This is a genomic window from Pseudomonas sp. PvP089, from assembly GCF_017875165.1.
GTDB lineage: Bacteria > Pseudomonadota > Gammaproteobacteria > Pseudomonadales > Pseudomonadaceae > Aquipseudomonas > Aquipseudomonas fortuita.
The window spans coordinates 6,438,897-6,459,922 of the sequence record NZ_JAGGME010000001.1; the positions used below are offsets into that span (position 1 = coordinate 6,438,897).

Annotated in this window: 15 protein-coding genes; 13 read left to right on the forward strand and 2 right to left on the reverse strand. The window is 59.1% G+C overall.

Features of this window, described 5'->3' with window-relative positions; translation table 11 throughout:
* The first annotated feature begins 1 nt into the window (after position 1).
* The 12 genes from atpA (at position 2) to J3A71_RS29400 (ending at position 16,378) form a co-directional block, all read left to right on the forward strand.
* Positions 2-1,546 (forward strand): F0F1 ATP synthase subunit alpha, encoded by a 1,545-nt coding sequence (atpA, locus tag J3A71_RS29345; RefSeq protein WP_096426922.1) that lies wholly within the window; start codon positions 2-4, stop codon positions 1,544-1,546.
* 48 nt (positions 1,547-1,594) lie between these two features.
* Complete coding sequence (atpG, locus tag J3A71_RS29350) at positions 1,595-2,455, forward strand: F0F1 ATP synthase subunit gamma (RefSeq protein WP_016489911.1); 861 nt, start codon at positions 1,595-1,597, stop codon at positions 2,453-2,455.
* Between the two features lie 27 nt (positions 2,456-2,482).
* Positions 2,483-3,859, forward strand: a complete 1,377-nt coding sequence (gene atpD, locus J3A71_RS29355) for a F0F1 ATP synthase subunit beta (RefSeq protein WP_016489910.1) — start codon at positions 2,483-2,485, stop codon at positions 3,857-3,859.
* Between the two features lie 43 nt (positions 3,860-3,902).
* Positions 3,903-4,322: a F0F1 ATP synthase subunit epsilon gene (locus J3A71_RS29360; protein WP_016489909.1), complete on the forward strand. Its 420-nt coding sequence runs from the start codon at positions 3,903-3,905 to the stop codon at positions 4,320-4,322.
* Positions 4,323-4,438: 116 nt separating this feature from the next.
* The gene (gene glmU, locus J3A71_RS29365) at positions 4,439-5,806 is read left to right on the forward strand and encodes a bifunctional UDP-N-acetylglucosamine diphosphorylase/glucosamine-1-phosphate N-acetyltransferase GlmU (RefSeq protein WP_096426921.1); all 1,368 of its coding nucleotides are present in this window, start codon (positions 4,439-4,441) and stop codon (positions 5,804-5,806) included.
* 187 nt (positions 5,807-5,993) lie between these two features.
* On the forward strand, positions 5,994-6,770 hold the full coding sequence (locus tag J3A71_RS29370; RefSeq protein WP_016489907.1) for a DeoR family transcriptional regulator: 777 nt from the start codon (positions 5,994-5,996) through the stop codon (positions 6,768-6,770).
* A 3-nt stretch (positions 6,771-6,773) separates the two neighbouring features.
* Positions 6,774-8,609 carry a glutamine--fructose-6-phosphate transaminase (isomerizing) gene (gene glmS, locus J3A71_RS29375; RefSeq protein WP_023048578.1) on the forward strand — a complete coding sequence of 612 codons (1,836 nt, stop codon included), beginning with the start codon at positions 6,774-6,776 and terminating at the stop codon, positions 8,607-8,609.
* Positions 8,610-8,754: 145 nt separating this feature from the next.
* On the forward strand, positions 8,755-9,582 hold the full coding sequence (locus tag J3A71_RS29380) for a heteromeric transposase endonuclease subunit TnsA (RefSeq protein WP_023102031.1): 828 nt from the start codon (positions 8,755-8,757) through the stop codon (positions 9,580-9,582).
* A 13-nt stretch (positions 9,583-9,595) separates the two neighbouring features.
* Positions 9,596-11,656 carry a Mu transposase C-terminal domain-containing protein gene (locus tag J3A71_RS29385; protein ID WP_182337211.1) on the forward strand — a complete coding sequence of 687 codons (2,061 nt, stop codon included), beginning with the start codon at positions 9,596-9,598 and terminating at the stop codon, positions 11,654-11,656.
* A complete protein-coding gene (locus J3A71_RS29390; protein ID WP_013984537.1) occupies positions 11,649-13,259 on the forward strand; it encodes an ATP-binding protein in 1,611 nt (536 codons plus the stop codon). Before J3A71_RS29385 ends, J3A71_RS29390 begins: the two co-directional genes overlap by 8 nt.
* A gap of 1 nt (position 13,260) precedes the next feature.
* Positions 13,261-14,763, forward strand: a complete 1,503-nt coding sequence (locus J3A71_RS29395) for a TnsD family Tn7-like transposition protein (protein WP_182337210.1) — start codon at positions 13,261-13,263, stop codon at positions 14,761-14,763.
* On the forward strand, positions 14,756-16,378 hold the full coding sequence (locus J3A71_RS29400; protein WP_094988472.1) for a Tn7-like element transposition protein TnsE: 1,623 nt from the start codon (positions 14,756-14,758) through the stop codon (positions 16,376-16,378). The genes J3A71_RS29395 and J3A71_RS29400 overlap by 8 nt, the downstream gene beginning before the upstream one ends.
* Before the next feature lie 366 nt (positions 16,379-16,744).
* Here the strand turns inward: J3A71_RS29400 and istB are convergent, their stop codons facing one another.
* Together istB and istA are read right to left on the reverse strand one after the other, a co-directional pair.
* A complete protein-coding gene (gene istB, locus J3A71_RS29405) occupies positions 16,745-17,548 on the reverse strand; it encodes an IS21-like element ISPst3 family helper ATPase IstB (RefSeq protein ID WP_011911830.1) in 804 nt (267 codons plus the stop codon).
* Positions 17,541-19,040 (reverse strand): IS21-like element ISPst3 family transposase, encoded by a 1,500-nt coding sequence (istA, locus tag J3A71_RS29410; protein WP_209953662.1) that lies wholly within the window; start codon positions 19,038-19,040, stop codon positions 17,541-17,543. Before istA ends, istB begins: the two co-directional genes overlap by 8 nt.
* A gap of 409 nt (positions 19,041-19,449) precedes the next feature.
* Between istA and J3A71_RS29415 the strand changes: the two genes are divergently transcribed.
* On the forward strand, positions 19,450-21,003 hold the full coding sequence (locus J3A71_RS29415; RefSeq protein WP_209953599.1) for an amidase: 1,554 nt from the start codon (positions 19,450-19,452) through the stop codon (positions 21,001-21,003).
* The last annotated feature ends 23 nt before the right edge of the window (positions 21,004-21,026 follow it).

Sequence of the window (21,026 nt, forward strand, 5' to 3'; positions counted from 1 at the left end):
AATGCAGCAACTCAATCCTTCCGAAATTAGTGAAATCATCAAGGGCCGCATCGACAACCTCGATGTGAGCTCCCAAGCCCGTAACGAAGGTACCGTCGTTTCGGTTTCCGACGGTATCGTGCGGATCCACGGTCTGGCCGACGTCATGTACGGCGAAATGATCGAGTTCCCGGGCGGCGTCTACGGCATGGCACTGAACCTGGAGCAAGACTCCGTAGGTGCAGTGATCCTGGGTGCCTACGACACCCTCGCCGAAGGCATGAGCGCCAAGTGCACCGGCCGCATCCTGCAAGTTCCGGTTGGTAAGGAACTGCTGGGTCGCGTCGTCGACGCACTGGGTAACCCGATCGACGGCAAAGGTCCTCTGGGCAACACCCAGACCGACGCAGTCGAGAAAGTTGCTCCAGGCGTGATCTGGCGTAAGTCGGTAGACCAGCCTGTACAGACTGGCTACAAATCCGTCGACGCCATGATCCCTGTCGGCCGTGGCCAGCGTGAGCTGATCATTGGCGACCGTCAGATCGGCAAGACCGCCATGGCCATCGACGCCATCATCAACCAGAAAGACTCCGGTATTTTCTGTGTTTATGTAGCTGTCGGCCAGAAGCGTTCCACCGTTGCCAACATCGTTCGCAAGCTGGAAGAAAACGGCGCCCTGGCCAACACCATCGTGGTTGTTGCCAGTGCTTCGGAATCCGCCGCACTGCAATTCCTGGCGCCATACGCCGGTTGCACCATGGGCGAGTTCTTCCGTGACCGCGGTGAAGACGCACTGATCGTTTACGATGACCTGTCCAAGCAGGCCGTTGCCTACCGTCAGATCTCCCTGTTGCTGCGCCGTCCACCAGGACGTGAAGCGTACCCAGGCGACGTGTTCTATCTCCACTCCCGTCTGCTGGAGCGTGCATCGCGCGTTTCGGAAGAGTACGTCGAGAAGTTCACCAACGGTGCTGTCACTGGCAAAACCGGTTCCCTGACCGCTCTGCCGATCATCGAAACCCAGGCAGGCGACGTTTCCGCGTTCGTTCCGACCAACGTGATTTCCATCACCGACGGTCAGATCTTCCTGGAATCGGCCATGTTCAACTCGGGCATCCGCCCTGCAGTGAACGCCGGTGTTTCGGTATCCCGTGTGGGTGGTGCCGCTCAGACCAAGATCATCAAGAAGCTGTCCGGTGGTATTCGTACCGCGCTGGCTCAGTACCGTGAACTGGCTGCATTCGCCCAGTTCGCGTCCGATCTGGACGAGGCGACCCGCAAGCAGCTGGAGCATGGTCAGCGCGTTACCGAGCTGATGAAGCAGAAGCAGTATGCGCCGATGTCCATTGCGGACATGGCTCTGTCGCTGTACGCCGCTGAGCGTGGCTTCCTGACTGACGTAGAAGTCTCCAAGATCGGCAGCTTCGAGCAAGCACTGATCGCCTTCTTCAACCGTGATCACGCTGAACTGATGGCGAAGATCAACGTGAAGGGTGACTTCAACGACGAAATCGACGCAGGCCTGAAAGCCGGTATCGAGAAGTTCAAGGCCACCCAGACCTGGTAAGCCGCAGCGGGGGCTCAGGCCCCCGCTTGCTAACCTGATAGGTGATACATGGCAGGCGCAAAAGAGATTCGCAGTAAGATTGCGAGCATCAAAAGCACGCAAAAAATTACCAGCGCCATGGAGAAAGTGGCGGTCAGCAAGATGCGCAAGGCACAAATGCGCATGGCTGCTAGCCGTCCTTACGCGGAGCGTATCCGCCAGGTGATCGGTCATCTGGCCAACGCCAACCCGGAATACCGCCACCCATTCATGATCGAGCGCCCTGTAAAGCGCACCGGTTATATCGTGGTGAGCAGTGACCGTGGTCTGTGCGGTGGCTTGAACACCAACCTGTTCAAGGCCCTGGTCAAGGACATGAACGCAAACCGCGAACAGGGCGTGGAAATCGACCTGTGCGTGATCGGTAGCAAGGGTGCGACTTTCTTCCGCATCTTTGGCGGTAACGTCGTAGCAGCGATCAGCCACTTGGGTGAAGAGCCATCGATCAACGATCTGATCGGCTCCGTCAAAGTGATGCTGGACGCCTACCTGGACGGCCGTATCGATCGCCTCTCCGTGGTTTCGAACAAGTTCATCAACACCATGACCCAGAAGCCAACGGTCGAGCAATTGGTACCGTTGGTGGCAACCCCGGATCAGGATCTCAAGCATCACTGGGATTACCTGTACGAACCCGACGCAAAAGAGCTGCTGGACGGCTTGATGGTGCGTTACGTGGAGTCGCAGGTGTACCAGGCGGTGGTCGAGAACAACGCTGCTGAACAAGCGGCCCGGATGATCGCGATGAAGAACGCCACAGACAACGCCGGTGATTTGATCAAAGAGCTTCAGTTGATCTACAACAAGGCGCGTCAGGCTGCGATCACCCAGGAGATCTCGGAAATCGTCGGCGGCGCTGCCGCGGTTTAACGGTTCAAATATTCAGAGGATCCAGCTATGAGTAGCGGACGTATCGTTCAAATCATCGGCGCCGTCATCGACGTGGAATTCCCACGTGACGTCGTGCCGAGTGTATACAACGCGCTGAAAGTACAAGGCGCGGAAACCACCCTCGAAGTCCAGCAGCAGCTGGGCGACGGCGTGGTTCGTACCATTGCGATGGGCTCGACCGAAGGCCTGAAGCGCGGTCTGGATGTCGTCGACACCGGTGCTGCCATTTCCGTTCCTGTTGGTAAGGCCACCCTGGGCCGTATCATGGACGTACTGGGCAACCCGATCGACGAAGCCGGCCCGATCGGCGAAGAAGAGCGTCGCGGTATCCACCAGCCAGCGCCTTCGTTCGCTGACCAGGCAGGCGGCAACGACCTGCTGGAAACCGGCATCAAGGTTATCGACCTGGTTTGCCCGTTCGCCAAGGGTGGTAAGGTTGGTCTGTTCGGTGGTGCCGGTGTCGGCAAGACCGTAAACATGATGGAACTGATCCGTAACATCGCCATGGAACACAGCGGTTACTCCGTGTTCGCTGGTGTGGGTGAGCGTACTCGTGAGGGTAACGACTTCTACCACGAGATGAAGGACTCCAACGTTCTCGACAAGGTAGCGCTGGTCTACGGTCAGATGAACGAGCCACCAGGAAACCGTCTGCGCGTAGCGCTGACCGGCCTGACCATGGCTGAGAAGTTCCGTGACGAAGGTAACGACGTTCTGCTGTTCGTCGACAACATCTATCGTTACACCCTGGCCGGTACCGAAGTATCCGCACTGCTGGGCCGTATGCCTTCGGCAGTAGGTTACCAGCCGACCCTGGCTGAAGAGATGGGCGTTCTGCAAGAGCGCATCACCTCCACCAAGGAAGGTTCGATCACCTCCGTACAGGCCGTATACGTACCTGCGGACGACTTGACCGACCCGTCGCCAGCGACCACCTTCGCCCACTTGGACGCCACCGTCGTTCTGTCCCGTGACATCGCCTCCCTGGGTATCTACCCAGCGGTCGACCCACTGGACTCGACTTCGCGCCAGCTGGACCCGAACGTGATCGGCAATGAGCACTACGACACTGCTCGTGGCGTTCAGTATGTTCTGCAGCGCTACAAAGAGCTGAAGGACATCATTGCGATCCTGGGTATGGACGAACTGTCCGAGACCGACAAGCAACTGGTAGCCCGCGCTCGTAAGATCCAGCGCTTCCTGTCGCAGCCGTTCTTCGTGGCCGAAGTCTTCACCGGTTCGCCAGGCAAGTACGTTTCCCTGAAAGACACCATCGCTGGCTTCAGCGGCATCCTCAAAGGTGACTACGACCACCTGCCAGAACAAGCGTTCTACATGGTCGGCAGCATCGACGAAGCGATCGAGAAAGCCAAGAAACTGTAATTCCTGCGCCCCGCAAGGGGCGCTATCAGGTTGAGGCAAGCAGATGGCTATGACAGTCCATTGCGATATCGTCAGCGCGGAAGGAGAAATTTTCTCCGGTCTGGTCGAGATGGTGGTTGCGCACGGTAACCTGGGTGATCTTGGTATCGCTCCAGGCCACGCGCCGCTGATCACCAATCTGAAGCCAGGTCCGATCACGCTGACCAAGCAGGGTGGCGCCCAAGAGGTGTTCTACATCTCTGGTGGCTTCCTCGAGGTTCAGCCGAACATGGTCAAGGTGCTTGCCGATACCGTGCAACGTGCTGCAGACCTGGATGAAGCGCAAGCTCAGGAAGCCCTCAAGGCTGCTGAGAACGCCCTGAATCTGAAAGGCGCGGACTTCGACTACGGTGCCGCCGCCGCACGTCTGGCCGAGGCCGCAGCCCAGCTGCGTACCGTCCAGCAAATGCGCAAAGGCAAGTAATCGGCCTCGGCTGATAACTTCTGTTGCGATTGAGTAAAAGGGTAGCCTCGGCTACCCTTTTTCTTTTTCTGATTTCCCCGGTCATTTCACTGACCACCCAGGATTGGTAGCCAGTAATGTCACTCGATATCGTTATTCTCGCCGCGGGCCAAGGCACTCGCATGCGCTCGGCGCTGCCCAAGGTGCTGCACCCGGTAGCCGGCAACTCCATGCTTGGCCATGTTATCCACAGTGCGCGCCAACTGCAGCCGCAAGGTATCCACGTGGTCATTGGCCATGGTGCGGAGCTGGTTCGCGAGCGTCTGGCCGCTGACGACTTGAACTTCGTCATGCAGGAAAAACAGTTGGGCACCGGCCATGCGGTAGCTCAGGCTCTGCCAGCCGTGACCGCCGACACCGTGCTGGTACTGTACGGCGATGTACCGTTGATCGAAGTGGAGACCTTGCAGCGTCTGTTGGCCAAGGCCAATGCTGAGCAACTGGGTCTGCTTACCGTCGCGCTCGATGACCCGACCGGCTATGGCCGCATCGTGCGTGACGAGCAGGGTAAGGTGACTGCCATCGTTGAGCACAAGGACGCCAACGACGCGCAGAAAGCGATCAAGGAAGGCAACACCGGTATTCTGGCCCTGCCAGCCGCGCGCCTGGCCGACTGGATGGGCCGCCTGTCGAACAACAACGCCCAGGGCGAGTACTACCTGACCGACGTCATCGCCATGGCAGTGGCTGACGGCCTGGTGGTGGCCACTGAACAGCCACACGACCCGATGGAAGTGCAGGGCGCCAACGATCGTCGTCAGCTGTCCGAGCTTGAGCGTCACTACCAGCTGCGTGAAGGCCGCCGCCTGATGGCCCAGGGTGTGACCCTGCGCGATCCGGCCCGCTTCGACGTACGGGGTGAAGTGACCGTTGGTCGTGATGTGCTGATCGACATCAACGTGATTCTCGAAGGCAAAGTGGTCATCGAGGACGATGTGCAGATCGGCCCTAACTGCGTCATCAAGAACACCACCCTGCGCAAAGGCGCGGTGGTCAAAGCCAACAGCCACCTTGAAGGCGCCGTGATGGGCGAGTGCAGCGATGCCGGCCCGTTCGCCCGCCTGCGCCCGGGCAGCGTGCTGGACGCCAAGGCCCATGTGGGTAACTTCGTCGAACTGAAAAACGCCCACCTGGGTGAAGGCGCCAAGGCAGGTCACCTCACCTACCTGGGCGACGCTGAAATCGGTGCACGCACCAATATCGGCGCCGGTACCATCACCTGCAACTACGATGGCGCCAACAAGTTCAAGACGGTGATGGGCGAGGACGTGTTTATCGGTTCGAACAACTCGCTGGTGGCGCCTGTGGAAATCAAGGCCGGTGCGACCACCGCAGCCGGTTCGACCATCACACAGGCCGTCGAAGCCGGCGACCTGGCTGTGGGCCGCGCGCGTCAGCGCAACATCTCGGGCTGGAAGCGGCCGGAGAAAATCAAGAAGAGCTGAGTTACCCACAGCTGTTTCGATCGAAAGCCGACTTATGTAAATAAGTCGGCTTTTTTTATTGGCCGTTCCTACAGAGGGATCGCCCCAAACCTGAAGAAACTATCCACAGGGCAGCCACTGCTTGACGAAACAAGCGTATTAGGTTTTGATTGCAACCATTATCTTTCGAAACGAAACTTAAGCGCTCATGTCGAAACGAAACACACCACAGCGGCGGCACAATATCCTGGCTTTGCTCAGCGAACAGGGTGAGGTGAGCGTGGACGCCTTGGCCAAGCGTTTCGAAACTTCGGAAGTGACCATTCGCAAAGACCTCGCTGCCCTCGAAACCAATGGCCTGTTGCTGCGGCGCTATGGCGGTGCGGTACCGGTGCCGCAAGAACTGCTCGGTGAGCCGGCCCAGCCTGTGTCTTCCTACAAGAAGGCCATTGCGCGTGCCGCCGTCGGGCGTATCCGCGAACATGCGCGCATCATCATCGACAGCGGCAGCACCACGGCAGCCATGATCCCCGAACTGGGGCGCCAGCCCGGCCTGGTGGTGATGACCAATTCGCTGAACGTGGCCCGAGCCATTTGCGACCTCGAACACGAGCCGGTGCTGCTGATGACCGGTGGCACCTGGGACCCCCATTCCGAGTCGTTCCAGGGCCAGGTGGCCGAGCAGGTATTACGCTCTTACGATTTTGATCAGCTGTTCATCGGCGCCGACGGCATCGACCTGGGCCGGGGTACCACCACCTTCAACGAGCTGCTCGGGCTTAGCCGCGTCATGGCCGAAGTCGCCCGTGAAGTGATCGTGATGGTCGAGTCGGACAAGGTGGGGCGCAAGATCCCCAACCTTGAGCTGCCCTGGGGCAGCGTGCACACCCTTATTACAGACGAACGCCTGCCCGCAGCGGCACGCGAACAAATTCAAGCTCGCGGCATCAACCTGATCTGCGCCGCGATCAGCCAGGAGAAATAAAACATGTGTGGAATCGTTGGTGCTGTCGCCGAGCGCAATATCACAGCCATCCTGATCGAGGGCCTCAAGCGTCTTGAGTACCGTGGTTACGACAGCGCCGGCCTGGCCGTTCTGACCCAGGCGGGTGAACTTGAGCGCCGTCGCCGTATCGGCAAGGTGAGCGAGTTGCAAGCTGCTGTCGCCGCTGACCCGCTGGTAGGTCAGCTGGGTATTGCCCACACCCGTTGGGCGACCCACGGTGCGCCGACCGAAGGCAACGCCCACCCGCACTTCTCGGGCGATGAAGTGGCTGTGGTGCACAACGGCATCATCGAAAACCACGAAGAGCTGCGCGAAGAGCTGAAAGGCCTGGGCTACGTCTTCAGTTCGCAGACTGACACCGAGGTCATCGTCCACCTGATCCACCACACCCTGAAGAGCATCCCGGACCTGGCCGATGCCCTGAAAGCCGCGGTGAAACGCCTGCATGGCGCCTATGGCTTGGCACTGATCAGCGCCGGGCAGCCTGACCGCCTGGTAGCTGCACGCAGCGGCAGCCCGCTGGTCATCGGCCTGGGCCTGGGCGAGAACTTCCTGGCCTCCGACCAGCTGGCGCTGCGCCAAGTCACCGACCGCTTCATGTACCTGGAGGAAGGCGATATCGCTGAAATCCGTCGTGACCAGGTCACCATCTGGGACCAGCAAGGCAACAAGGTTCAACGCGAAACCGTGCAGTACCATGAAGGTGCTGAAGCTGCCGACAAGGGCAACTATCGCCACTTCATGCTCAAGGAAATCCACGAGCAGCCAAGCGTGGTCCAGCGCACCCTGGAAGGCCGCCTGGGCAAGGACAACGTGTTGGTACAGGCCTTCGGCCCGCAGGCCGCCGAACTGTTCGCCAAAGTGCGCAACGTGCAGATCGTTGCCTGTGGTACCAGCTACCACGCCGGTATGGTTGCCCGTTACTGGCTGGAAAGCCTGGCTGGCATCCCGTGTCAGGTGGAAGTGGCCAGCGAATTCCGTTACCGCAAGGTCGTGGTGCAGCCGGATACCCTGTTCGTCTCCATCTCGCAGTCGGGCGAAACTGCTGACACCCTGGCCGCGCTGCGTAACGCCAAGGAGCTGGGCTTCCTCGGCAGCCTGGCAATCTGCAACGTGGGCATCAGCTCGCTGGTGCGTGAGTCGGACCTGACTCTGCTGACCTTGGCCGGCCCGGAAATCGGTGTGGCCTCGACCAAAGCCTTCACCACTCAGCTGGTGTCGCTGATGCTGCTGACCCTGGCCCTGGGCCAAGTGCGCGGTACTCTGGAAGAGGGCGTCGAAGCCGAGCTGGTTGAAGAGCTGCGTCGCCTGCCGACCCGCCTGGGTGAAGCCCTGGCCATGGACGCTACTGTCGAGAAAATCGCCGAGCTGTTCGCCGACAAGCACCACACCTTATTCCTCGGCCGGGGTGCACAGTACCCGGTGGCGATGGAAGGTGCGCTCAAGCTCAAGGAAATCTCCTACATCCACGCTGAAGCGTACCCGGCAGGCGAGTTGAAGCACGGCCCGTTGGCATTGGTGGATAACGACATGCCGGTGGTTACCGTTGCCCCGAACAACGAACTGCTGGAGAAGCTGAAGTCCAACCTGCAGGAAGTGCGTGCCCGTGGTGGCGAGTTGGTAGTGTTCGCCGACGAGCACGCTGGCATGACCAATGGTGAAGGCACTCACGTGATCAAGGTGCCGCACATCGCCGATGCGCTGGCGCCGATCCTGTACACCATTCCACTGCAACTGCTGTCGTACTACGTGGCCGTGCTCAAAGGCACCGACGTGGATCAGCCGCGTAACCTGGCCAAGTCGGTGACTGTTGAGTAAGAGGCTGTCATGACCGGTAAAAAGTGTGGGATGCAAATAAAGGTTCATCCGTACAAATAAAGTTTCATCCTTATAAATAAAGTTTCATCCTGAGCCTGCATCCGCTATGTTGATGTCATCGACACAGCGGGGGGCAGGCTTTCTCATGTCTGGAACATTCAAGGGGCTGACCCAGGCCCAGATCGATAGAAGGCTCAAGGACGGGCGTGGCCAAGGCCAGGGATCAGACTACAAGCCGTTCATCTACACCAGGGACGTGTCCTCGCTGGGTCGCTCCCACCGCCTGCCTGGCAGCAAGACTCGGCGTTTACACCATCTTCTATCCGATCTTGAACTGGCCATCTTCCTGACCTTGGATCGGTCTCCTCATGTCACCGATATCCGTGAACAGTTTCCGATGAGGGTCGAAGATACGGTGCGCATCGCCGAGGAGCTTGGCCTGCCCCACGGGCGTTACAAGGGCATCCCGCAGGTACTGACCAGCGACTTCTTGGTGGATTTCGAAGAGCCTCAGCGCCCGTCCCTCGCAATTCAGGCCAAGTACAGTGCCGACCTGCAGAAGCCTGAAGTCATCGAGAGGCTTGAGCTTGAAAGGCGCTACTGGCAGGAAAAAGGTATTCCCTGGGTCATCGTCACGGAGCGTGAGGTATCCAAGGTGGCATTTGCCAATATCCAATGGCTCTATCCTGCCAATGCTGAAGACGACATCGCTCAGGACGATCTCGAGCATTACCAGCAGTTGTTTCTGCTCGAGTTTCAGCGTCACCCAGATCGCAAGCTGACCGCTATTGCCCAAGGACTGGATACCTCCGGCCAGCTGGAGGCCGGTCAGGCGCTCTATTGGCTACGCCAGTTGCTGGCCCGGCACTGTTTCCTGTTCGATCTTGACACTCCTTACCGGGAGCTGAAGCCGAAAGACCTGGTTGCCAACGCTCATCAAATGCATCAGGAGCTGAGCAGTGTTTCCCGTTAATCAGGTGTTCCGGATAGGGGAACTGCGAAAGCGCCTGCTGTGGTCCGGCACCGAGCAGGCCATCTGGATTGATATCGATTCGGACACGGCGTTGCCCGAACCGATATCGGTTGCAGAGCTAGAGCGTCTGCTCATGGAGCGGGAGCTGGAGAGCATTGCCGATCCCTTCGAGGAGATAGTCCTACGGGAGGTTGAGGAAGGTTCTCTTGATCAGCAGAAGCGTGATGAAGCTTGGGCAATGCTGGCGGATTTTGTGCACGATCCCCAGCTTTTCGTGCGGCGCCCCAGAGGGCTCATTGTCAGAGGCATCATGGAGCGCCATGGTGTCACTAATCAGACGGTGTATAGGTTACTGAGGCGCTACTGGCAGCGAGGCATGTGCAGGAATGCTCTCTTGCCGGACTATGTCAACTCGGGCGCCCGTGGCAAGCGCAGAAAGCCGAACCAGGCCAAGCTGGGCAGGCCCAGAGTGGTGATGGAGGGGAAAGGGAGCAATGTCACGCCGGACATCGAGCGCATTTTTCGCCGGGTCATCGAGGAACGCTTGCTCAAGGAAAAGCATCCGTCCATTCCTGATGCCTACGCCTCCGGGCTGAACTTGCTCCGTGCTGTTCTGCCGGAGCTGCCGACCTCCGAACTGCCTACATTGGGGCAGTTCCGTTACTTCTATGGGCGCGAATATCACTTCACCGACACCTTGCCATGCAGGGTGTCCGCAGTGGATTTTGCCAAGGACTTTCGACCGCTCAGCAGTACTTCGACGACCGAGGCACTGGGGCCCGGATACCGCTACCAGATCGATGCCACCATCGCCGATATCTATCTGGTTTCAGAACATGATCGCAGCCTTATCGTCGGCAGACCTGTCGTTTACATGGTAATCGACGTGTTCAGCCGCATGGTCGTTGGTATGTACGTCGGATTCGAGGGGCCTTCCTGGGTCAGTGCCATGGTGGCATTGGCCAACACGGTCGCCGACAAGGTTGAGTATTGCCGCCAGTATGGCGTGGAGATCGATGCCAGCGACTGGCCGGTCAAAGGCTTGCCGGATGTGGTGCTGGCCGATAAGGGCGAACTGAATGGCACCAAGGTGGAAGCATTTTCCCAAGCCTTCGGCGTTCGCATCGAGAATGCACCGGCCAGGCGAGGAGATGCCAAGGGGATCGTCGAACGTTATTTCCGGACGGTGCAGGAGCGTTTCAAGCCCTATGCCAGCGGTGTGGTCGAGCACACCACCAGCCGGAAGCGGGGTGGCCACGACTACAGGCTTGATGCCAGTCTGACCTTGCCCGAGTTCACCCAGATCATCATTGCCGGCATCCTCTACCACAACAACTTTCACACCTTGAGCAAATACGACAGGACCTCTGGTATGCCGGGCGATCTGCCAGCCATCCCAGTCATGCTATGGAACTGGGGCTTGGCCAACCTGACCGGCCGGTTACGTACTGCGCCCGAGGAGCTGGTACGGATCAATCTTTTGCCCCATGAGTCGGCCACGGTTTCGGAGCTGGGAATCAGGCTGTTCGGCTGCTTCTACACCTGCCAGGAAGCAATCAGGGAGGGTTGGTTTCACCGAGGTCAGGGGCGCCGGCCGACAGGGGTAACGGTCGCATACGATCCGCGTAGCGCCGACCACATCTACCTGCGGCCATCCAATAGTCTCAAGGACTACTGGGTTTGCGATCTTGCCGACCGCAGTCGACGCTTCAGGGGGATGACCTTCTGGGATGTCTGGATGCTGTCCAAAGAGGAACGGCGTAGCGATACCAACGCGGCGGCGGAAGCTTTGGTAGAGAGAGGCAATCTTCTGAAGCAGATCGAGTCCATCGTTGCCCAGGCAGAGGATGCCAGTCCGGTCAAAACGGGTATGACCACGAAGGATCTGGGAACCCAGATCCGCGAGAACAAGCAGCAGGAAAAGCGCCAGGAACGCCAGAAAACAGCATTCAAACTGGAGAAATCACAGCAGAAAAAGCCAGCCGAGGTGATCCCACTGCGAGGCGAGAAGCAGGAAGATTATGCCTTCCCAGATCTCAGTGACCTGATATTCAAGGAGGAAGAGGATGACTGAAGAATTCCAGCGCGGAGTCATTCCCCTGGCGCGTTACCAGGAGCAGCAGCTTCCTGAGTATCAGGACAATCCGCTCATCAGCGCATTGCCTCCGATTCCTGATCTGCAGGAGGTGGTCGGTCTATTGCAGCAGCTTCCCGGTTTCGAGCCGCAGGAGGCGCTTCTGGATGGTCGGCTCAGGGCACATGCAATTGCCCGCCTGTTGCACGGCTTCTTCCAGCCGCTGAGCCATCACTTGGAGCTGGAGAGCAAGATCAGCCTGATGATCCGTCAAGGGTACATCGGTCGGAATCCGGCCAGTGGTGCCTGGTATGCGCACCTGCAGAATGGCTATCGCCGTGTCGAGGAGGAGGATCTGGATGCGGCGGTGTACCAGAGTGTCTCCTCTACGGCCAACAGCCTGTCGCTGTTCGGCTGCTCCGGTTGCGGCAAGACGCGCACGCTGGAGCGGATTCTGGGCATGTACCCCCAAGCCCTCCATCACCCTGATTACAACATCACTCAACTGGTCTATCTGAAGGTCGACTGCCCAATTGACGGTGACTTGGATGAGCTGTGCCTGAGCTTCTTCAACGAAGTAGACAAGATCCTGGGTACCTACTACAGCCGTAGCCACGGACGCAAGAAGCTGGGTACCAAACGTCTGCTGGCATCCATGTGCCAGGTAGCCAATCTGCACGCGCTCGGAGTGCTGATCATCGACGAGGTTCAGAACCTCAACGAGGCACGCTCCGGTGGTGCCGAAAAAATGCACAATTTCTTCGTGTCGCTGGTGAACACCATCGGTGTTCCGATCATTCAGGTCGGCACCCACCGGGCCAGCAAGTTCTTCCAGCGCACGTTCCGGGCTGCTCGGCGGGTCTCCGGGTTGGGCAGCATCCGCTGGGATAGGTTGCCTCGGGACGAGCATTGGAAGCGTCTGTTGAAGCGGCTCTGGAAGTATCAGTGGCTGCGAAATGCGGCGCCGCTGGATGATGAACTGGAGGCTACGATGTACGACCTCACCCAAGGGGTCATGGACATCATCATCAAGCTGTTCGCGCTGGCGCAGATCCGGGCGATAGTGACAGGTGTCGAGTGCATCAAGCCGCTGTTGCTGCGCAGGGTTTTCGAGGACGAGTTCAAACCGGTCCATCCGATGCTAGCGGCCTTGCGGAGCGGTAGGCCCGAGCTGATCGCCAAATATGACGACCTGCTGATGCCAGAGATCGAGGGACGGTTGCTGGCCCTGACTCGCTCTCTGGATAGCGTCCCCCAACCTAAACCGCCGGCCCCTCCGGCAGATGACAAGGCAAAGCGGCTGGCCGCCCTGCTCGAAGGTATGGAAATCCCGAGGGACATCGCCATTCCCATGGCCGATGAATTGTTGGCGGAGAATCCGGACATCCCGCTGGCGGCCCTGATTCACAAGGCCACGGCCTACCTCGCGCAGGACGCTCCCAAGAGGCCCGGCATTTCCAGAGTTAAGCGGACGGAGTGGGGGTGCCTATCCGAGGAGGATCTGCGCCGACGTTATGCCGATGGGCCTGAAAGCGAGGCCTATGACAGATTCAAGCAGGCTGGCTTGATCCTCGATCTGCGGCCTCTGCTGAGAGCGAGCTGAAATGTACTTCCCCAGGCTCTACCCGGACGAACTGCTTTACAGCGGTATTGCCCGGTGCCGGGTACATCTGGGGATAGGCAACCACAAGACCTTGCTGCACATGCTTTTCGGTGACAGCAAGGTTGCCGCGATTACCGATCTGCCTACACACCTGACTGCGTTGGCGAACAACACGGGCTTGGATGCGGAAGGCATGATCCTGAATCACACGCTGTTCCCGCTCTATGCCCCTTTCATTCCGCCGGAGCGACGTACCGATCTTTTTCAGGCCATGCTTGCTCCCGACCGGCCGACGATTGGTCTGTCTGGGGCCTCGACGGCCTTGGTCAAGTGGCCCGATTGGCTGCGTTACTGCCCGATCTGCTTTGAAGATATGGCTGCGCGCTACGGTGAACCCTACTGGCGGCGTAGCTGGCAGATTCAAGGGATAGATGCCTGTCCCGAGCATGGCTGTCAGCTCCTGAACTCACCTATCCCGTTCCGTCGAGCGCAGCGGCACGAGTTTCATCCAGCCTCTCCACTGTTTCTGCCCCTTGATCTTCGCGTGAGTCCCGTGGGCGAAGAGGCTATCAGGCTCGCCAAGGCTGCTATGCAGCTGCTGGCGCTCGAAGAGGTGCAATCGCCTGGCTACGGACGCTGGACCAACCTGTACCGGTACCTGGCTACAGAGTGCGGCGCCAGGCGCGGCCGTCAGGTCAGGGCTGAAGTCATCTGGGAGAAGATCCTGGCATCCCATCGCAGGGATTGGCTTGCTGCGAACGGTCTGCTGACATCCGGGGACCCTCCGCCCTGGCTGTTGGCGATGTTCAGGAAGCATCGCAAGGGATTCAGTGCGCTGCAGCATCTGATCGTCTGGACCAGTCTGCGCCCCGGCCAGCATGCTGGCGAGCTGATCAGCGAGGCGAAGACTCGCCAGGTCGACCTTGCCTCCGACCGGCCAGTGCAGCTGCTCCCCGCTGAGTTTGAACAAAAGCAGCAATACCGAGCCGTTTGGCTGCAAGCACTGGCTAATCACGGTGGCGCCAAGGCTGCCAGGCAAAACGGAGGAGAGGCATGTTACGCCTGGCTCTATCGTCATGACCGAAGCTGGCTGATGGCTGCGAATCAGGCCAGACCGCGCCGACAGGGCAACAACAGCCATGTTGACTGGCAAGCGCGGGACAGAAAGCTGGTACGCCTGCTGATCCGAATTGGCAGAGACAGCGAAGAAGACCGGAGCCTTCCGCGCAGGAGTCGCAACTGGTTCCTGCAGCAGCTACCCCATCGGGCATCAGTCGAGCATCATCTCGCTCAACTGCCCCTGTGCCGCACTTTCCTGGATCGCTATGCCGAGTCTGTCGGGGAATATCAGATCCGTCGCCTGACTGCAGCAATGCTGGAGGATGTACAGACTGGCATAACGTCCAGGCGCTGGGAGCTGGAAAAGCGTTGTGGGTTAGAAAAGAGCAAGATGGCACCTCTGACCACTGAGTTCATTCGATTGGTAGGAAGTTGGATTGAATAGGACAGTATTTCGTCAGATCCCGAACGGATCCAGGTTGCTGGCCGTTGGAAATTTTTTCAGGGCCCCGACTTCGGCGGCCGAGTGGCGCTTGGCGGCTCTCTTTGAGCGTAACGGTCAGCTGCAGCTGCAGCGGTTCGCACCGGAAATGTCGTGTGTCTTGGCCGTTGGTCGCGAGTTTCTTGGCGAAGAAGGGGCTCCTTATCGTCCCAGTGGTTTCAAGAAGACGGTGGTGCTTCCTGCAATAGATACCTGGCGGGAACGGCAGTTGGGTGAGTGCCCACGTCTGGCCAGAAGGCTTGCTGCAAATCCTGAGATATCTGGACAGCGATGCTTTGTGTTCGAGGTCGATGGTCTGACCGTCTGGTTGCCGAAATTCGAGCTGGCGCGAAAACTGTTCTTCCACGCTGCCTTCATCGTCCGTGCAGCCTTCGCACCGAATGGCTTGGACATGGTCTTCACGCTCTACAGAGAAGGCGATGTTGTTCATATCCATACGCCCCCGAAGACAGGTGCGCCAAGTCAGCTTCTCAAAATCAAGGGATACAGAGACCATTTCAGTTGGCTGCTGCTGAATCAGGATGTGAAGCGATCCTTCGAGTCAATCTGGCAAAGCCTCAATCAAAGGCAAGAGCGGGTACCGCAAGAGTCGGCGTATGCCAGGTGGCAGTTCGACTTCATGGCACCCCCTTCCCTCGTGGGTACCACCATGGATGTGCGAGGCCCCTTTGATCCGGAAAGCAACGAATTGCTGGTCTGGGAGATCGAAAAGCTCCAGGGGCTCCGGTTTAGCCATCGCGGTGATATTTTTTTCCACCATCCTGCTCTCAAGTTACCCGTCAGGGGAGATAGCACAGGCTGTGTATCCGTGCCATCGGGAGCCAAGGAGTTGGAGGTGGATACTGACGAAGAGCCGACTGCTGCCAAGGAGCAGAGGTTGATTCACCTGCCCGTTGAGGGAGTCACGTTTGATGCTCAGCTGCGCACCAAGATCGCCTACAACGGGGAGCGTGCCAACGCTCATGGCAAGAAGGTCGACGACGAGCAATGCCCGAGCAGAGAAAGCCAACTCTTCGGTGTGGCTGATCCTGTGAGCGAGGGCAGCATAGCGTCAGGAGAATTCCAACAATTGGGTGAGGGAGAGGGTGATGGGGACGAGCATGAACGGCTTGCAGATCGTTTCTCGCTGCTCCGAGAGATTCTTGAACAAATCACCCAAGAGTCTGGAGTTGCGCTGGTAGCACTGGAGGTGAGGCCTCTGCCGCCCGTTCCACGTTGCAGCTACCACATGATCGATCACGAAAAATCACGCTGCTATCTGCTGGCAAGGTTCAAACTACAAAACGGCGATCAACGCTACCTTCTAGAAATAGATACCTCAGACAACCGGAAGACCATGTCAACGCGGATCATGGGCTTCAAAGCCGGTGTTGAGGCAGGAAAATGCATAGACAGAATCTTGAGGGAGACAGTGAAAGGCTCGTTGCGCTGGCCAGGCACCATGGCGAAGTACTGTGAGCCTTTGCACTCTGTGCATCACCCGAAAGAAGGTCCGCCTGATGCCTATCAGGCCAGAGTATCTGGCTGGAAGCAGCGGATACGCGCGGCCCTGATCTGATGGCAAAATGATTCACAGGTTGGCTGCTAATGAGGTTGGGCTGAGGCCATGATCGGAGTGGGCAAGCCAAGGATGCATGCCAGGCGCGGTCGAGTTCGGTATTCTCTGTGTCTTTGGTCACGGGCAGGACGCAGCATGGCGTGCTCTGAAAGCAACCGCTTGGGCGTCAACCGTGTTGGCGCTGATGGAAAATTGACCCACCCTGCCGATTGAAATTTGACCCAGGGCGGATTGCTGATTTTGTTACCAGCAACTGTGGATAAGTCTACCAGCGCAGCTGCTGTTGCCCCCACTCCTTCGCTAGCCCAGTTCAGTTGTTTAAGACCTGCCACACGCAGCATGTAGCAGGCCGTCGTCGCCATGAAATCAGAACGGCTCATCGTCCTCCGGTTCCTGGCCGCCCTTACGCTTTCGCTCCCGTGATTTGATCTTGGCCTGGGCCGCCAAGCTACTGTGTTGCAGTCGATAGGACTCGTTACCGGTTTCGACGATGTGGCAGTGGTGGGTCAGCCGATCCAGCAGGGCGGTGGTCATCTTGGCGTCGCCGAACACGCTCGACCATTCGGCGAAGCTCAGGTTGGTGGTGATCACCACGCTGGTGTGTTCGTACAGCTTGGACAGCAGGTGAAACAGCAACGCACCGCCAGCCTGGCTGAACGGCAGATAACCCAGTTCGTCGAGGATGACCAGATCCATGCGCAGCAGTGCCTGGGCGATCCGCCCGGCTTTGCCGTCGTGTTTTTCGCGCTCCAGCAGATTGACCAGATCGACCGTGGAGTAGAAGCGCACGCGCTTACCGTGCCGGGTGATGCCGGACACGGCCAGCGCGGTGGCTAGGTGGGTTTTACCGGTGCCTGGCCCACCGATCAGCACCACGTTCTGCGCGGTGTCGGTAAAGGCCAGGCTGGCCAGCTCGCTGATCAGGCGTGCGTCGGCGCTAGAGGCGTTGAAATCGAAGCTGGCCAGATCGCGGTGCATCGGCAGCTTGGCCATGTTCATCTGGTGGCTCACCGAGCGCATGGCGCGATCTGTGTGCTCTTGTTCCAGCAGGTGTTCGAGCAGCCACTTGGACGAGGCTGTGTTCGACTCACCCTGTGCAGTTAACTCCGCCCAGGCCGTGGCCATGCCGTGCAGGCGCAGCTCCTTGAGTTCCGCCATCAAATCACGCATGACCGACCTCCTCGGCCTGGCCACGCAGGCGGTCGTAGCGCGCCGTGTTAGCGACGGGGGCTTCCTTGAGCGACAAGTGGGTTTCGACGCTGGGTGGTGGTTCGGATGCTGTCAGCCGTGCCACGACATTGAGGATGTGTTCGGCGCTCAGGCTGCCGCTCTCCAGTACCAGCTCAACGGCTACCAGCACGGCATCGAGTCCGGCGACCGGTACGGCAGCCCGGACTTGCGCCATGATCCGGTCACCGCCGGCATGACGCCCCAGACCGTGCTTAAGCTGACGCAGCGGCGCTGGCAGATCAGCAAAGGGCGCTCCGTTGCGCAGCGCACCGGGCTTGCGTTCGATCAGCGGGAGGTAGTGCTGCCAGTCATAGCTGACCTGGTCGCGATCCAGCAAGCGCGCATGGCTGGCTATCAGCGCATCATCGGCCACCACCTCGATGCGGGTCGGATACAAACGGCTGCTGACCCACTTACCCGCGTACTCACACGGCACCGAGTAGCGGTTGCGCCCGACGCTGACCAGGCAGGTGCTGGAGACCCGCGCAGGCCGCTCGACGTAACCGTCGAATGGCGCTGGCACAGGCATCAGTTCAGCGCGCTCCAACTCCAGCACTTCGGCCACACTCAGCCCGCTGTATTGAGGGTGCGTCAGCTCGTTCCAAAGCGCGCGGCAGCGCTGGCCCAGCCAGGCATTGAGTTCCTCGAAGGAGTGAAACTGGCAGTCCTGGGCGTCTAGCCAGATACGCCTGCGGCTGTCTTGCACGTTCTTTTCAACGATGCCCTTTTCCCAACCAGCGGCGACGTTGCAGAAGTCCGGATCGAACAGGTAATGCGCGCACATCACCGCAAAGCGCGCATTCACCGCCCGGCCTTTGCCCTTATTGACCTTGTCGACGGCGGTCTTCATGTTGTCGTAGATGCCCCGGCGCGGCACGCCGCCCAAGGAGCCGAACGAGCGTGTATGGGCGTCAAATAACATCTCATGGCCCTGGCTCGGATACGCCACAAGCCAGAACGCACGGCTGGCACACAGCTTCAGATGTGCCACCTGCATACGCCGGTAAATGCCGCCGACCAGCAAGCCTTCCTCGCTCCAGTCAAACTGAAACGCCTCGCCAAGAGCAAAGGTCAGCGGCACAAAGGCCTGCGACGCCTTGCCCTGTCCCCCTCGCCAGGCACGGATAAACGCGGTGAGCTGGCTGTAGCCACCGTCATAACCTTCGGCTTTGATTTGCGCCAACAGCGCCTTGGCACTGCGCCGCTGTTGCTTGGGCCGCAGCGAATCGGCTTTTAGCGCCTGCTCCAGCGTGGCGTGAAAAGGGCTGAGTTTGTTGAAGATCGCGCGGCGTTGGTAGACCGGCGGCTTGGCCTCAGGTGCTCTGACCCACTTGCGAATCGTGTTGCGCGCCAACCCGGTGCGCTTGGCTATCTCATGCAGCGACAGCTTGTCGCGGAAATACATCCGGCGGATTTTGCCCATCATTTCCATACTGATCACCCTGTGTTCTCCTGCTCAAAAATTGAGCAGAAGCAGTTGAACACCTGGGTCAGTTTTCAGTCGGCAGAACAGCCTCTACTGGGTCAGTTTTCGGTCAGCGGCAACAGGCGTGCACTCATTCCGGTCACATCACGCATCGACCTGATCAGTCGGAGTCGCTCATTTCATACGCAACATGGCTCATCGATGGCGTACGTCAAGGCCCCACGCCCGTATTCATCGCCGTAGCTCACATCGAAGTCGACATCAGGCTCGAGCCGCCACGACTGAGCGAACGCAAACTCTGCAACGCGACAGGCCCCGCTGGCACCAGACTTGCTTGCCTCATCCGATCGATCGCCGATCGCTCGGGCTCGTCGATCGGCAATTCCCCAGCGCTCCCTACCAGATAAGGACCACCATGCGACACTTCATTCCGTACACGATTCCTGCCCCGCTTTTGAGCAGTGCTGCCGCCATTGACGTGGAAGAACTGTCGATATCGGACGTCGGTGAAGCATTCACGCAGCGAACCTTCCTCCCGAGCGAACTCGCGGCAGCATGCCTGATGCGCATCAATCACTTGGAGCCGTATCTCAATGCCTTCATTTGGCTGAATCCCGACGTTCTCGATGACGCACGACGCGCGGATGCTGAGATCGTCGAGGGGAAGCAGCGAGGTCCACTGCACGGTGTCCCGCTCGTACTGAAGGACAACATGGACATCGCTGGCGTTAGAACTACGGCCGGCTACGCAGGGTTCGCCTCTGAGGACCGAGTCGTTGACTCTCAGCTGGGAGCGTTCAACGGTCTTGATCTGATGCCCGGGCATGACGCTGAGTTGGTGAGCCGGCTGAAGGCGGCAGGCGCCATCATTTTGGGCAAAAGCAACCTACCGGACTTCGGGCTTGATGGCCTGCGTGCCGATTCGAGTCATGCGGGAGATACCCTCAACCCTTACGACCGCCGTTACGCTCCGGGCGCATCGAGTTCCGGCAGTGCGGCTGCGGTCGCAACCGGCATGGGCATGGTCGGCATCGGGACCGATACAGCCGGGTCGATACTCTTCCCCGCTTCTGCGCAAAGCCTAGTGGGCCTGAAGCCGTCTTTCAATCTGGTGCCGACGGCAGGCATCTTTCCCGGTCTTGCCAATCACGACGTCGCGGGGCCTATTGCTCGTACTGTGACCGACGCGGCAATCACGCTGGATGTGATAGCGAATGAATCGACGGACGTGTCCGCGTTGAGGTGTGCCGACTCGCTTCGTCGCGGGTCGTTTAAGGGCAAGCGCATAGGCCTGTTCGAAGCCGGGATATGGGCTGGCGCCTTGCACCCTGAAGTTCAGTCGCACTACTCGAAAATGATTCGAATCATCGAGGACCTTGGCGCGGAGACGGTCCCGGTGGTCTTTGGTGATACCGATTGGAAGTCTCGCTGGTCGTCGCGCAAGAGCTTCGTAGACACGAACTGTTATCTCGCTGGGGTAGACGCCTACCTCGCTGCCCTGGGTGGAGACAACCCGAACTCACGCCTCGCTTTCAGGGCTCGAACCGGATTCGACATTGGCCTCGGGACCACTGCGCCTTTGCACGGGTTGCTGGCCAACACCGGAATCAACGTGGCAATTTCCGGTGCAGAGATGGATCGGGTGATCGAGATAGCCAAGAGCCTTCTCCGGCACTATCAAACAATCTTGAAGGACAAGCGTATCGACGCCCTTTTCATGCCTCGCTCGATAAATCCTCTGCCAGACCTCGACGGTGACACACCGAAATACTTGGGCGACCAGTCGGTCGCTACAGAAGTCAACGAACTGGGGCTTCCTGCAATCACAGTTCCCGCCGGATACCTCGACGACGGCCGACCAATCGCCGTCGACATCGTTGGGACAAGCTTAGGAAGCGATCGCGAGATTCTCTCCTTGGCCTTCGATTTCGAGCAGCACACACGATTGCGGAGGCGGCCAGCGATCTGAGTCGGACTGCCACTTCGCACGAC